Origin of the sequence: Oceanicaulis sp. MMSF_3324 (assembly GCF_030733545.1) — a bacterium.
Lineage (GTDB): Bacteria > Pseudomonadota > Alphaproteobacteria > Caulobacterales > Maricaulaceae > Oceanicaulis.
The window spans coordinates 36,625-51,367 of sequence record NZ_JASHIU010000006.1 but is presented as its reverse complement, the minus strand read 5'-3'; the positions used below and the strand labels follow the sequence as shown (position 1 = coordinate 51,367).

At 63.3% G+C, this 14,743-nt stretch carries 12 protein-coding genes; all 12 read right to left on the bottom strand.

The annotated features are described in order from the left end of the window. Positions 1 to 22: 22 nt before the first annotated feature. The gene (locus RBA95_RS07545) at positions 23 to 1,216 is read right to left on the bottom strand and encodes an RIP metalloprotease (protein ID WP_306016249.1); all 1,194 of its coding nucleotides are present in this window, start codon (positions 1,214 to 1,216) and stop codon (positions 23 to 25) included. Between the two features lie 25 nt (positions 1,217 to 1,241). Further along, on the bottom strand, positions 1,242 to 2,423 hold the full coding sequence (dxr, locus tag RBA95_RS07540; protein WP_306016247.1) for a 1-deoxy-D-xylulose-5-phosphate reductoisomerase: 1,182 nt from the start codon (positions 2,421 to 2,423) through the stop codon (positions 1,242 to 1,244). After that, entirely contained in the window at positions 2,420 to 3,274 is an 855-nt protein-coding gene (locus RBA95_RS07535; RefSeq protein ID WP_306016246.1) for a phosphatidate cytidylyltransferase, read from the bottom strand. The genes dxr and RBA95_RS07535 overlap by 4 nt, the downstream gene beginning before the upstream one ends. Next, positions 3,267 to 3,986, bottom strand: a complete 720-nt coding sequence (uppS, locus tag RBA95_RS07530; RefSeq protein ID WP_306016245.1) for a polyprenyl diphosphate synthase — start codon at positions 3,984 to 3,986, stop codon at positions 3,267 to 3,269. The genes RBA95_RS07535 and uppS overlap by 8 nt, the downstream gene beginning before the upstream one ends. Positions 3,987 to 4,035: 49 nt before the next feature. Next, positions 4,036 to 4,593: a ribosome recycling factor gene (gene frr / locus RBA95_RS07525; protein WP_306016244.1), complete on the bottom strand. Its 558-nt coding sequence runs from the start codon at positions 4,591 to 4,593 to the stop codon at positions 4,036 to 4,038. 33 nt (positions 4,594 to 4,626) lie between these two features. Then, positions 4,627 to 5,373, bottom strand: coding sequence for a UMP kinase (pyrH, locus tag RBA95_RS07520; RefSeq protein ID WP_306016243.1), 747 nt, complete (start codon positions 5,371 to 5,373; stop codon positions 4,627 to 4,629). A 75-nt stretch (positions 5,374 to 5,448) separates the two neighbouring features. Then, entirely contained in the window at positions 5,449 to 6,390 is a 942-nt protein-coding gene (tsf, locus tag RBA95_RS07515) for a translation elongation factor Ts (protein WP_306016242.1), read from the bottom strand. 32 nt (positions 6,391 to 6,422) lie between these two features. Beyond that, entirely contained in the window at positions 6,423 to 7,262 is an 840-nt protein-coding gene (rpsB, locus tag RBA95_RS07510; RefSeq protein ID WP_306016241.1) for a 30S ribosomal protein S2, read from the bottom strand. 255 nt (positions 7,263 to 7,517) lie between these two features. Next, positions 7,518 to 10,970 carry a DNA polymerase III subunit alpha gene (gene dnaE, locus RBA95_RS07505; protein WP_306016240.1) on the bottom strand — a complete coding sequence of 1,151 codons (3,453 nt, stop codon included), beginning with the start codon at positions 10,968 to 10,970 and terminating at the stop codon, positions 7,518 to 7,520. A 316-nt stretch (positions 10,971 to 11,286) separates the two neighbouring features. Continuing rightward, the gene (locus tag RBA95_RS07500) at positions 11,287 to 11,976 is read right to left on the bottom strand and encodes an ABC transporter ATP-binding protein (RefSeq protein ID WP_306016239.1); all 690 of its coding nucleotides are present in this window, start codon (positions 11,974 to 11,976) and stop codon (positions 11,287 to 11,289) included. Beyond that, a complete protein-coding gene (locus RBA95_RS07495; protein ID WP_306016238.1) occupies positions 11,969 to 13,300 on the bottom strand; it encodes a lipoprotein-releasing ABC transporter permease subunit in 1,332 nt (443 codons plus the stop codon). Before RBA95_RS07495 ends, RBA95_RS07500 begins: the two co-directional genes overlap by 8 nt. After that, positions 13,297 to 14,625 (bottom strand): proline--tRNA ligase, encoded by a 1,329-nt coding sequence (gene proS / locus RBA95_RS07490; protein WP_306016237.1) that lies wholly within the window; start codon positions 14,623 to 14,625, stop codon positions 13,297 to 13,299. The genes RBA95_RS07495 and proS overlap by 4 nt, the downstream gene beginning before the upstream one ends. Between the last annotated feature and the right edge of the window lie 118 nt (positions 14,626 to 14,743).

Genomic DNA, 14,743 nt, shown 5'->3' with positions numbered 1-14,743 from the left:
TCCCTCGCCTGCGACGCCCCCATCACAGGAACTGACCGCGCAGATAACTCAAATCATTCCAAGTGGCCACCACGAACATGGCCAGAATAAAGCCGAGTCCCAGCCGAAACCCCAATTCCTGGACGGACGGGCTCGGCGGGCGTTTAGCTATAGCTTCATAGGCGTAGTACACAAGGTGACCGCCGTCGAGAACCGGAATGGGCAGAAGATTCATTAACCCCAGTCCGACACTCAGCAACGCTGACAGCGCTATCATCACGATGACCAGGCGCTCAAGGCGCGTCATCAACGCCACAGGCTGAGAGGCGCCATTATCGCTAACCGCCATATTCGCAAGCTGACCAGCCGTTGTGGCGATTCCGACCGGACCGTTGATGTGTTCGGTCGAAGCGCGGCCCGTCACCAGGCGCGACAGATAGCTGACGATGGTCGCCGTGGTGTCCACGGTCCGGGTGACGCCATAGATCGGCGCTTCCCACACCGCAGGGCGGTAGATCATCCGTTCCGCATCGACAGAACTGCGAATACCGATCGTGCCCAAAGGCCGTTCACCACCCAGATTGTCATCGCGCATCACACGCGCCGGCACCACTTCGAGCACGACAGGCTCGCCGTCCCGCTCAACTGTCACGTCAATGGGCTGGCCGGCGCGGGTGACCACATATTCGGTCATATCGGTGAAGCCGCGGATCGGGGTGTTATCCATCCGCGTGACCAGATCACCCGCCTGAAAGCCCGCCTGCTGGGCCGGGCTGTCTTCCATGACCTCGCCCACCAGCGGTTCCAGCCGGGCTTCGCCCTGGACGAGACCGAGAATGGCGAAGAGCACGATGGCGAGCAGAAAATTGGCCAGCGGCCCCGCCGCCACGATGAAGGCGCGTTGCCAGACAGGCTTGAAATGCAGAACGCTGTCCGGATCAGGATGCTCACGACGCAATTGCTCGAGCGTATCGTAATCAGGCGCGCTGGCGGCGTTGGCGTCGCCGCGGAATTGCACAAAGCCGCCCAGCGGCAAGGCGCTGACTTTCCAGACCGTGCCCAGCTTGTCGGTGCGTGAGATCAAGGTGGGCCCAAAGCCCATTGAAAAGGCGTCCGCATGCACGCCGCACATCCGTCCGGCCCAGTAATGGCCCAGTTCATGGATGATCACGACAAAGCCCATCACAAGGATGAAGGCGAAAATGGACAGGGTCCCGGACCCAAGCCAGTCGAGCATATGGTCTCCTTATGCAGCGCCCGCTCTAGCGGAATCGCTGCTCAACTGCATCCGTTGCCAACCGGCGCCCTTGCCGGTCAACCTCCAACACAGTCTCAAAGTCGGATGGCTCGACCGAGGCGACGCCATCCTTCTCCCCTCGCTCCAGAGAGTCCGAGACGCATGCCGCGATGTCAAGAAAGCCAATCTGACCATTCAGAAAGGCGGCGACCGCCACTTCATTGGCGGCGTTGAAAATGGCCGGAGCACCGCGCCCTGCATCAAAGGCGCTCCGCGCCAGCCCCAGGGCGGGAAACCGCACCGGGTCTGGCGCTTCAAAGCTCAACTGGCTCAGCAGCGCCAGATCAAGCCGTTCGACAGGCGTTTCGATGCGATCGGGCCAGGCTAGCGCATGGGCGATCGGCGTGCGCATGTCCGGCATGCCGAGCTGGGCGAGCATGCCGCCATCGGCATATTCGACGAGGCCATGGACTATGGATTCTGGATGTACGAGCACATCCACATCCGATTGCGGCAGGCCGAACAGATGGCAGGCCTCGATGATCTCAAGGCCCTTGTTCATCATGGTCGCACTATCGACTGAAATCTTCGCGCCCATGCTCCAGGTGGGATGCGCCACAGCCTGGGACGGGCTCGCCTGCCCCATATCCTCAAGCGACCAGTTGCGGAACGGTCCGCCGGACGCCGTCAGGATGATCCGGCGTACGCTATCGCGCTGGCGTTCTTCGAAAGCCTGGAAGATCGCATTATGCTCAGAGTCGACCGGTAGGAGGCGCGCCTGGGCTTCCCGGGCGGCGCGCATGAACAGATCCCCTGCACACACGAGCGCTTCTTTATTGGCGAACGCCACGGCTGCGCCGCGTTTGACCGCTTCCAGCGTCGGCGGCAGCCCCGCCGCCCCCACAATCGCCGCCATCACCCAGTCAGCAGACAGGCGGGCGGCCTCACAGATGGCATCCGGTCCGGCTGCACAGCGAATGGAGGTGTCCTTGAGCGCCGCTTCCAGCGCAGGGCCCGCTTCCGGCGCCGCTACGGCGCAGAATTGCGCGCCTGTACGTCTGGCCAGCTGGGCCAGCTCTTCAGCCTGATGGTTCGCCGTGAGCGCGACCACCTCAAACGCGCCCTCAGGCGCGCGTTCAACGAGGTCCAGCGTGGCGCGGCCCACCGATCCGGTGGCGCCCAGGATTGTAATCTTGCGCGAGCTCATGCGCTTCCTCCCGGCCAGCCGCCCGGCCCCATGAAAGCCCAGGCTCCAGCAAACAGAGCGGCCATCATCAAGGCGTCCACACGATCCAGAACACCTCCATGCCCCGGTATCACCGTACCTGCATCCTTGACCCCGAACCGGCGTTTGGCCAGCGACATCAACAGGTCCCCTGCAACTGCGGCCAATGCGGTCGGAGCCGCCAGCAGCGCGCCATGCCGGGGATCCCAGCCTGCCCACCAGGCAGCGAACGCGCCGGCGATGACGCCGAAGGCGAGGCCTGCAACCAGCCCGGACCAGGTCTTGTTGGGGCTGGCGGCCGGCAACAGCTTCCACCCGCCCAGCCAGGACCCGGCCAGATAGGCGAACGTGTCCGCGGCCCAGACCACGCTGATCAGGAAGATGATGCCGGCGAGCCCGGTCATCTCATCAATTCGCAGCACCGCAAGCACCGATGCCGCCAGGGCCACATAGGCCACGCCGAACAGGGCTTCGAACGCTCTGTCCCGGGGCCATCGGTCCGCAAACGCCGCCAGAGCGCCGCCCGCAATCCAGATCGCCGCGCCCGCCAGTTCCAGCTGGCTGGCCAGCAGCACGCCGCCCACGGCGGCGCCGGTGGCGATGGCGAAGGCTCGTGGCGGCGCATCGGGATCGGACATGCGCACCCATTCCCAGGCCATGGCCGCAGCGAAAGCAGCAATGAAGATCGAAAACGCGATGCCGCCCCACAAGATCATCCCGACGGCTACGGGCGCGAGCACCAGTGCGGACAGCACCCGTCGCGAAAACATGGGATCACCGCGACGGGCGCGGTCTGGCCCGGGAAGATCGTCCGGAGATGGCTGTTCAGCCATGGCGTACGCCGCCATAGCGGCGATCCCGGTTGGCGTATTCGGCGATGGCCCTCTCGAACGCGGCCTTGTCGAAGTCCGGCCAGAGCGTGTCCAGGAAGACGAACTCGGCATAGGCGGCCTGCCAGAGCAGAAAATTGGAAATCCGATGTTCGCCGCTTGTCCGGATCACGAGATCAGGATCCGGCAAGCCGGCTGTATCGAGATACTGAGTGAAGTCCGCTTCGCTCAGCTTTGACAGATCCCCGTCATGGTCCAGCGCCGCCCGGCGTGCGGCCCTGACGATCTCATCGCGTCCGCCATAATTGAACGCGATATTGAGGCAGAATTTCTCATTCTCGGCGGTCCGGCTTTCCACCGAAGCAATGAGATTGAGCAACTCCTCGCTCAAGCCCTCGCGCCGTCCCAGAATGCGGACGCGCACGCCCTCGTCGTGAAGGCGGTCGAGATCAGCGGCGACGAAGCGGCGCAACAGTTCGAACAGGGCCTCCACCTCGGCGGCGGGACGGTTCCAGTTTTCGGTCGAGAAACTGAACAGGGTGAGATGGCGCACGCCAAGCTCACCCGCATTCCGGACCGCCTCCCGGACGGCCTCAACCCCCTTGCGATGACCAAAGGCGCGCGGACGACCACGAGACGCAGCCCAGCGACCGTTTCCATCCATGATGATGGCCACGTGCTGGGGCGCCGGGCCCGACGGTTCGGTCTCGCTCATGGAAACGGCCCTCCCGCCGTCAAGGGCGCTCTTGCGAGCGCCCGTCCCATCAGACCTGGGTGATTTCTTCCTGCTTGGTCTTCAGCTGTTCGTCGATCGCGGCGACCTTGGCGTCCGTCAGCTTCTGGATCTGGTCCGCCAGCTTCTTGTGCTCGTCTTCGCTGATATCGCCCGCTTTTTCGTCACGCTTGAGCTGGTCCATGCCATCACGGCGCACATTGCGCACGGCGATGCGGGCGTTTTCCGCATAGGAGCCGGCGGTCTTGGCCAGCTCATTGCGGCGCTCCTCGTTGAGCGGCGGGATCGGGATGCGCAGCATTTCGCCTTCAGACACCGGGTTCAGACCCAGGGAGGAATTGCGAATCGCTTTTTCCACCGGGCCGACCAGCGTCTTGTCCCAGATGGTGATGGTGATCATGCGCGGCTCGGGCACGGAGACGTTGCCGACCTGGTTGATCGGCGTCATCGCGCCATAGGCTTCCACCTTGATGGGATCGAGCAGGCTCGCGCTCGCACGCCCGGTGCGCAGGCCGCCGAATTCCTTTTTCAGCGCATCAATCGCGCCGTCCATGCGGCGCTCGATATCTTTAATGTCGAAACCGGACATGTCCGTGTCTCCCCTGTTGAAGGCGGGCTCGGATCAGCCGCCCACGACCGTGCAAACGCCCTCGCCATCCAGAACACGGGCGAGACCGCCCTGTTCGCGGATGTTGAACACCACGATCGGTATCTGGTTGTCGCGCATCAGCGTCACCGCCGATGCATCCATAACTTTCAGATCGCGCGCCAGAACGTCGATATAGTCAAGGGACTCAAACCGTTCGGCCTGCGGATTCTTGCGCGGGTCATCATCATAGACGCCATCCACGCTGGTGCCTTTGAACAAGGCGTCACACCCCATTTCAGCCGCGCGCAAAGCCGCCGCCGTATCGGTTGTGAAAAACGGATTGCCCGTGCCCGCGGCGAAAATCACCACGCGGCCACGCTCCATATGGCGCACGGCCCGGCGGCGAATATACGGCTCGCACACCGTGGTCATGGGAATGGCGGACTGGACCCGGGTCTGAACGCCAACACGCTCGAGTGCGGTCTGCATGGCCAAGGCGTTCATCACAGTCGCCAGCATGCCCATATAGTCGGCAGCGGCGCGTTCCATGCCCTTGGCGGCGGCCGTAAGACCGCGGAAAATGTTTCCGCCGCCGATGACGAGGCAGAGCTCGTAACCGGCCTCGACCGCCTCACCCACTTCCCGGGCGATGCGATCTGCGGTGTTCATGTCGATGCCGTAAGGCTGATCGCCCATCAGGGCTTCACCGGAAACCTTCAAAAGAACCCGTTTGAACGGGCCTTTAGGCGTTTTTGACGGTCGGTCCTCGGTGTCAGTCACGGCAATCTCCGCATGAATGCTGTCTACAGATGGAATCCGGCCCGGACGTGTATACACAAGCCCGGGCCGAAAATCTTAGCCTTTGGCGACGGCTGCGACTTCTGCGGCGAAGTCTTCTTCTTTCTTCTCGACGCCTTCGCCCAGAACCATCCGGACAAAGCCGGACAGCTCGATCGGCGCGCCCGCTTCGGCTTCAGCCGCTTTCAGGGCCTCGCCGACGGTCTTGTCGGTGTCGAACACGAAGACCTGCTTGAGAAGCACGACTTCTTCGTAGAATTTGCGCAGACGGCCCTCGACCATCTTCTCGATGATCTGCTCGGGCTTGCCGGATTCACGCGCCTGGTCAGCAAAGACCTGACGCTCCTTCTCGACCACGGCCTGGTCCAGCTCGCCTTCATGCACAGCCAGAGCCGGCGCCGGGGACGCAGCGGCCACGTGCATGGCGACCTTGCGGCCAAGATCCGCCAGAACAGCCTTGTCGCCTTCGGACTTCAGCGCAACCAGCACGCCGATCTTGCCCATGCCGTCGCCGGCGGCGTTGTGAACGTAAGCCGCCACAACACCCGGATCCACGGACAGGGTCTCGGCGCGACGCACGGACATGTTCTCGCCGATCTGGGCGATCAGGTCGGTCATCGTGTCGTCGACGGACTTGCCGGCCGAGGTCTGAGCCGCTTTCAGCGACGCCAGATCGTTAGCGCCGATGGCCAGGCCTGCGACTTCAGCCACAGCGTTCTGGAACAGCTCGTTACGCGCCACGAAGTCGGTTTCAGCGTTCACTTCGACCGCAGCGGCAGCCATGCCGGCGCCCCGCTCTTCCGCCTTGACGGCCACCAGGCCTTCAGCGGCGACGCGGTCGGCCTTCTTGGCGGCCTTGGACAGGCCCTTCTTGCGCAGCCAGTCGATGGCGGCGTCCATGTCGCCATCAACTTCCACAAGCGCCTTCTTGGCGTCCATCATGCCTGCGCCGGATTTTTCGCGGAGCTCTTTGACGAGAGCGGCGGTGATCTGAGCCATGGGGAGGTCTCCTTGGATCGCGCTAGGCGCTATTAGGATTTGGCGTCTTCAGCCGGCGCTTCGACAGCGACAGCTTCTTCAGCTTTGGGTTCTTCAGCGGCGGCTTCGCCTTCTTCCAGACCCAGAGCGACATCGTTCGGCATGTCGGATTCACCCAGATCCATGCCCAGAGCCGCCTGGCTGTCGGAAATGCCGTCCAGCACGGCGTCCGCGATCAGGTCGCAGTACAGCGACAGGGCGCGCGACGCGTCGTCATTGCCCGGGATCGGGAAATCGATCGGGTCGGGATCGCAGTTGGTGTCGACCACGGCCACGACCGGGATGCCAAGGCGCTTGGCTTCCTGAATGGCGATGGACTCCTTATTGGTGTCGATCACGAACATCAGGTCCGGCGTGCCGCCCATTTCCTTGATGCCGCCCAGAGAACGCTCGAGCTTCTCGCGCTCACGGGTGAGCATCAGGATCTCTTTCTTGGTCAGACCTTGCGGGCCGCCTTCGGCGTCCAGCAGGGATTCCAGCTCGCGCAGACGCGCGATGGACTTGGAGATGGTCTGCCAGTTGGTGAGCGTGCCGCCCAGCCAGCGGTGGTTCATGTAGTATTGCGCGCAGCGCGACGCGGCCTGCGAGATCGGCTCGGCGGCCTGACGCTTGGTGCCCACGAACAGAACGCGGCCGCCCTTGGCGGCGACTTCACGCACCTTCACCAGCGCCTGGTGCAGCATCGGAACGGTCTGCGACAGGTCGATGATGTGGATGTTGGCGCGTTCGCCGAAGATGTATTCTTTCATCTTCGGGTTCCAGCGGTGGGTCTGGTGACCAAAGTGACAGCCGGCTTCAAGCAGCTGGCGCATGGAGAATTCAGGAAGAGCCATGATTTCGGGTCCTTTTCCGGTTGGCCTCCGCGGAGCGGAGCCGCGCCTCACGCCTTCGGACCGGATCTGGCCTTCAGACATGACTTGCGACACCGGAGCGACTTTTCACCATGAAAAGCCGAAGCTCCGCGTGCGGGATCGGGCGCGCTTATACGGGCATGAGGGCTTGGGAGCAAGCCATGAGGGCGGAGAATTCCGCCTTTGTCGCACTCAGAAGCCGGACTTTGTCAGCAAAGCTCAGGACGAGACGCCAAACTAGAGCGTTTCCACCTCCAGAACGCCTGCGACAGCCTTCACCGCCGCCCGCGCCGCCGGATCCACGGCATGCCGGCCCGGCAAGCGCAATTCGGCGAGTCGGCCGTCAGAAAGCGGGACGATGAGATGGATGGAGCCCTTCACCGCCCCTTCGCGATTATTGGCCCGATCGATGCGCTTGCGCAGCGGCTCGAGAGCGGTCTGTTCACCCACCCGGATCTTCAGCCCCTGCCCGATATGCTCGGCGGCGAAGGGGTCAATCGTGTCCGCGCCATCAATGATCAGACGCAAGCCTTCATCCTGCGCCTCGATCTTGGCGTTCACCAGCACCGATGCGCCCGGCTCGATCACCTCGCGAATCTCGCGCAGCACCTTGGGCGGCACAAGGGCCTCAAATTCGCCGGACGGATCGGACAGGGTGACGAAGGCGAACTTCTCACCCGACCTCTGGGAGACCTTTTCCTGCCGGCGGCGCACGACCGCGGCCAGACGCGCGGCGCGCGCGCCCTCGGCCGCCTTGGACGGCAGATCGGCGAACACCACTACGCCGCGTCGGGCCAGAGCCGGCATCATGTCATCGAGCGGGTGGCCGGAGAGATAATAGCCGATCGCGGCGAGTTCCTCGTCCAGACGCCGCACCGGGTCCCAGGGCTCAGGCTCGGGCAAGTTGGGGCGTTCGAGCTTGGTTCCGCCGCCCTCACCGCCTCCGCCAAACAGAGAAGCCTGCGCGCTTTCGCGTTCGGCATGGGCGTTCTGGGACACCGACAACAGGATTTCCGCCGACGCCAGGGCCTTGGCGCGATCAGGCTCCAGCGTGTCGAAAGCGCCGGCTCGCGCCAGATTTTCAAAGGCGCGCTTGTTCACCTGGCGCGGGTCCACACGTTCGGCGAAATCAAAGACATCCTTGAACGGCCCACCCGCCTGACGCACGGCCGCCACATGCTCCATGGCCGAATAGCCCACATTGCGGATCGCACCGAGCGCATAACGGATCTGGCCGCCTTCAAGTGAGAAGTCCGCTTCTGAGGCGTTCACGTCCGGAGGCAGCACCTCCAGCCCGATCCGCTTGGACTCCTGGAAGAAGACCGCAAGCTTTTCGGTGTTCGCGCTATCAAGGCTCATCAGGCCCGCCATGAAGGCGGCGGGATGGTTCGCCTTCAGCCAACCCGTCTGATACGCGATCAGGGCGTAGGCCGCGGCGTGGGACTTGTTGAAGCCATAGCCGGCGAATTCGGCCACAAGGTCGAAGATGTAATTGGCCTTCTCGCGCGACACGCCGCGCTTTTCCGCACCCTCGTTGAAGCGTACGCGCTGCTTGTCCATCTCCTCCTTCTTCTTCTTGCCCATGGCGCGGCGAAGAAGGTCGGCCTCCCCCAGGGAGTATCCCGACAGGATCTGGGCGATCTGCATCACCTGTTCCTGGTAGATGATGACCCCGTAGGTCTCTTTCAGAACAGGTTCGAGATCGGGATGGAGATAGTCAGGCTCGGCCCGTCCGAATTTACGGTCCACATACACGTCGATATTCTTCATCGGCCCGGGGCGATAAAGCGAGATCAGCGCGATGATGTCCTCGATGCTGTCGGGCTTGAGCTTGCGCAGCGTGTCGCGCATGCCCGTACTTTCCAGCTGGAACACGCCAATGGACGCGCCCACGCCTAGCAACTCGTAGGTGGCTGGATCGGTCAGGCTGATCGCGTCCATGTCGGGGCGTTCCAGACCGGCGCTCTCGATATAACTCAGTGCGCGCGAGATCACGGTCAGGGTCTTCAGGCCCAGAAAGTCGAACTTCACCAGCCCTGCCGGCTCCACCCATTTCATGTTGAACTGGGTGGCGGGCAGATCCGAGCGCGGATCCTGATAGAGCGGGACAAGATCGGTCAGCGGACGATCACCGATGACCACGCCGGCGGCGTGTGTGGAGGCGTTCCGGAACAGGCCCTCAAGCTGCAGCGCCACATTGATGAGACGGTCCACCATCTCGTCATTGCGCTGCATTTCCTGAAGCTTGGGCTCGGTCTTGACCGCTTCGGCCAGGGTGATCGGCTGGGCGGGATTGTTCGGCACCTGCTTGGCGATGCGGTCCACAAGCCCGAACGGCAATTGCAGCACCCGCCCCACATCGCGGACCACGGCGCGCGCCTGCAAGGTGCCGAAGGTGATGATCTGGGCCACCCGGTCCTGACCATAGCGCTCCTGCACATAGCGGATCACCTCGCCCCGACGGTCCTGACAGAAGTCCACGTCGAAGTCGGGCATGGAAACCCGTTCGGGATTGAGGAAGCGTTCGAACAGCAGGCCGAAGCGCAGCGGGTCCAGGTTGGTGATGGTCAGCGCCCAGGCGACGAGCGAGCCCGCGCCCGACCCCCGCCCCGGTCCCACCGGGATATCATGCGCCTTCGCCCACTGGATGAAGTCGGACACGATCAGGAAGTAGCCCGGAAAGCCCATGCGCTCGATGATGCCGAGCTCATAGTCCAACCGTTCGAAATAGGCCTCCCGCGTATCGGCCAGCTCGACCTTGGACAGGCGGTCCTCCAGCCCCTCGATTGACCGGGCGCGCAATTCCTCCGCCTCATTGCGATCGCCCTTGGTGGGAAAGCTGGGCAGGATTGGCTTGGAGGTGCGGGGGCGGAAGGCGCAACGCTGGGCGATCTCGACCGTGTTTGCGATCGCCTCTGGCAGGTCGGCGAACCGTTCCGCCATGGCGGCGCCGGACTTGAAGTCATGCTCGGCGGTCAGCTTTCGCCGGTCATCCATGCTGACATAGGCGCCTTCGGAGATGCACAGCAAAGCGTCATGCGCCTGATACAACTCCGAGCGGGGAAAGTGCGGCTCATTGGTGGCTACGAGCGGCAGGTCCAGCGCATAGGCGCGATCCACCAGCCAGTCTTCCGCCGTCACGTCATCGGCGCGGCCATGGCGTTGCAATTCGAGATACAGCCGGTCCGGAAAGCGCGCCCGCAATTGGTCGAGCAAATCCTGGGCAGGTCCGGCGCGTCCGGCGCAGACAAAGCGGTTCAGAACGCCATCATAGCCGCCCGTCAGGCAGATCAGCCCGTCACTGTGTGAAAGCACCTTGTCGATCGGGACGTGGGGCTCATCCGTCGCCGCCACGTCCAGATAGGCCGCCGAGGACAGCTTCATCAGATTGGCGTATCCCGCCTGGGACTGCGCCAGAAGAACAAGCGTTCCATCCGGCCTGGAGCGTTCGCCGGGCCGGGGCTCTTCGACCTGAACCGAGAGCGTCACGCCGACAATCGGCTGAACCCCCTCGCCCGACAACACTTCAGAGAATTCGAGCGCGCCAAACAGATTGTTGCTGTCGGTGATCGCGGCCGCCGGCATGGAGAAGGTCTTGCACAGCGCCGCCGTCTCCTTGATGCGGATAGCGCCTTCCAGAAGCGAGTACGGGGACCGGACACGCAGATGGACAAAGGGGGCATCGCTCACGACAGGCGCTCCAGCTCGGGCGGAATCAGGCTTGCACTCTAGACCCCGCCTCTCCCTCAGGTCAGCCCGCGAGTGCGGCTGACAGGCTGAGTGCGACAGCGATAAAGCCGACGATGACAGCGGCGGAGGTCATATCTTCAATCAGGTTTCGCATGGGACAACTCCTTGATCAGCTGCCTCAAAAGCAGCTATTCCTGTTTTGTTCCATTGCATGTTTTCTGCTTTTGTTCCGCGCGTCAAGCGGATTTTGATTCGGCCTTAAAAGCTGCGGAAAACCCGCGACTTAGAACATTTCCGGAACAGAGATGCCGCGCCGTCAGGCGTCAGTCCAGGCCACGACGCGCCCCTGATCGAGCGTCATGACCCGGTCCATGCGACCCGCCAGTTCATGATTATGCGTGGCGATCAGGGCCGCCGCGCCCGCCTCCCGACAGGCCCGCGCCAGCGCGGCGAAGACCTGGTCGGAGGTGGTCGGGTCAAGATTGCCAGTGGGCTCGTCCGCGAGCAGGATGCGCGGTTCGTTCACCAGCGCACGCGCAATGGCCACCCGTTGCTGTTCGCCGCCCGACAATTGTCCGGGACGGTGATGCAGACGGCCGCCCAATCCCAGAGCTTCAAGCTGCGCCTGGGCGGCTTCCCGCGCTTCTTTCTGGCCCGCACCGGCGATCATGCGCGGCAAGGCCACGTTATCGAGCGCATCAAGCTCTGGTAGCAAGTGATGGAATTGATAGACAAAACCGACTTCACGACGCCTCAGGGCGGTGCGCTCTCGCTCGCTCAAAGCCAGTCCGTTCTGACCGCCAATCCAGACCTCGCCCGCATTGGGCGCCTCGAGCAAGGCGGCGGCGTGCAACAAAGACGACTTGCCCGAACCAGACGGTCCCACAAGGCCGACAAGCTCGCCGGCATTCAGATCCAGATCGGCATTGGTCAGCACCTCCAGGCGCTCACCTTCGGTTTCGTAGATCCGCGTAATGCCGCGCAGGGAGAGCGCCGGTTTACTCATAGCGAAGCGCCTCCACGGGATCGATGCGGCCCGCCCGCCAGCTGGGCGCAAGGGTCGCCACCAGCGAGGTGAAGAAGCCCCAGAAGGACACGAAAGCCACTTCGCCCCAATCGAGCCGCGCCGGCAGGCGGTAGAGCGAATAGACGCTGGGGTCGAACACGTTCACGCCGCTGACCCAGCTCACAAAGTCCTGCAACGGTCCGATGCCGATCACGGCCAGCAGCCCCAGACCGATGCCCGCAAGCGTTCCGAGCACGCCCACAGCCGCGCCCGCAATCAGGAAGATCCGCATCACCGCGCCCTGGCTGGCGCCCATGGTGCGCAGGATGGCGATATCGCGGGTCTTGTTCTTCACCAGCATGACCAGGCCGGAAATGATGTTCATGGCCGCAATCAGCACGATCGCCGACAGGATCAGCCGCATGGCGACCCGTTCCACCTGCAGCGCATTCCAGAAGGCCTGGTTCTGCCGTCGCCAGTCGAACATGACACTGCCCTGGGGCGCGATGGCGCGGATCCGCTCCATGACGGGTTCGGGCGCATCGGCATCGGCAATGCGCACATCGATGTAATCGCCCTGGGCGGGTTTGTTGAAAAAGAGCGCGGCCTGATTGAGCGGCATGTAAACCAGGATCTGATCGAGGTCCTGCACCCCCACGCTCAGCAGCGCGCCGATGGTGTAGCGTTTGGAGCGCGGCGTCATGCCGAGCGCGGTATTGGCGCCCTGGGGCGAAACCAGAGTCACCTGGTCCCCCACGCCCACGCCCAGCTGACTGGCCATGACCGCGCCCATGATGATGACATCGCCGCCATTGCGGCCCTCGCCGAACTGACCGATCGAGCCCGCGACAAGCCCGCCGCCCGCCTCATCCGCGCCCTGGGCGCCGGTGATCAGATCGAACCGGGCCAGATCCTCCGGCCGCACGCCCGAAACCGAGGCGAAAGCGGCCGACCGCCCCGACGTGACCAGCGCCTGTCCTGTGGCGACCGGACCTGCCTGACGCACGCCCTCCAGCTCACGAATGCGATCGGCCAGCGTTTCCGCCAGCTCGCCCTGATCGGCGGGCACGGTGACATAGATATGCGGCTGCACGCCCAGAAGCCGGGTCAGCAACTCGTGCCGGAAGCCGTTCATCACGCTCATCACTGTGATCAGGACCGCAACCGCCAGCATGATCCCCACAAAGGAAATCACCGAGATCAGGGTTACGCCGCCATGCTTGCGACGCGCCCGCAAATACTTGAACGCCAGAAGGAATTCATAGCGAGAGAACGGGCGTGCGCCCGCTTGCGGCACAGCGTCTGAGGCGGCGTCTGAACTCACTTGAACGCACCCTCCACCAGGCGATTGACGGCGTCTTCCAGGCTCAGCTCATGGCGTTCGCCGCTGGCGCGGATCTTCACCTCGACCTTGCCTTCCTTCAGGCCGCGCGGACCAATGACCACCTGATACGGCACGCCGATCAGGTCCATGGTGGCGAACTTGGCGCCCGCCCGCTCATTGGTGTCATCGAGGAAGGGTTCGAGCCCGGCGGCGTCGAGCTTCGCATAGACATCGGCGGAGGCCGCATCACACGCTTCATCGCCGGCGCGCATATTGATCACGCCTGCGCCAAAGGGCGCGACGGCTTCTGGCCAGATCACCCCGTTCTCGTCATGGCTGGCTTCAATGATCGCGCCCAGAAGGCGCGACACGCCCACGCCGTAAGAGCCCATATGAACCGGCGTATCCTTGCCGTCCGGCCCGGTGACGAGCGCTTTCATCGGTTCGGAGTACTTGGTGCCGAAGTTGAAGATGTGGCCCACTTCGATGCCGCGGGCGGAGAGACGACGCGTTTCGGGCACTTCGGATTCGAACCGGGCGGCGTCATGCATTTCCTCGGTGGCGGCGTACAGCGCGGTGCGCTGGTCGACCAATGGCTGCAGATCGCCGTCAAAATCGACCTCGCCCGGCGCCGGCATGTCCACCAGGCGGGAGTCGCAGAACACCTCGCTCTCACCGGTCTCGGCCAGGATGATGAACTCGTGAGACAGCTTGCCGCCGATCGGGCCGGTGTCCGCCCGCATGGGCACGGATTTGAGCCCCATGCGGGCAAACGTGTTGAGGTAGGCTACAAACATTTTGTTGTAAGCCTTTACAGCACTTTCATAATCCAGGTCGAAGGAATAAGCATCCTTCATCAGGAATTCCCGACCGCGCATGACGCCGAAGCGGGGGCGGATCTCGTCCCGGAACTTCCACTGGATGTGATAGAGGATTTTCGGCAGGTCCTTGTAGGAGCGGCAATAACCCCGGAAAATCTCCGTGATCATCTCCTCATTGGTCGGTCCGTACAGAAGATCGCGCTCATGCCGATCGACAATGCGCAGCATTTCCTTGCCGTAATCATCATAGCGGCCGCTCTCGCGCCACAAATCCGCAGGCTGGAGCGTCGGCATCAACAGCTCGACAGCGCCGGCGCGATCCTGTTCTTCACGCACGATCTTTTCGATCTTGCGCAGGACCCGCAAACCCAGTGGCAGCCAGGCATAGATCCCCGCCGCTTCCTGGCGGATCATGCCGGCGCGCAACATGAGCTGGTGGGAGACGATCTGCGCGTCGGACGGGGTTTCCTTCAGAACGGGCAGAAAAAAGCGGGACAGGCGCATGGGGAAGAATCCGGCGTAAATGAAAAACTGCGGAACCCCACGATTAGACTTAGCGTTGGCTAAGAACAAGCCATCCCTGCGCGCCGTGTGCGGGTGAACTCACATGACGCTCAGCCCA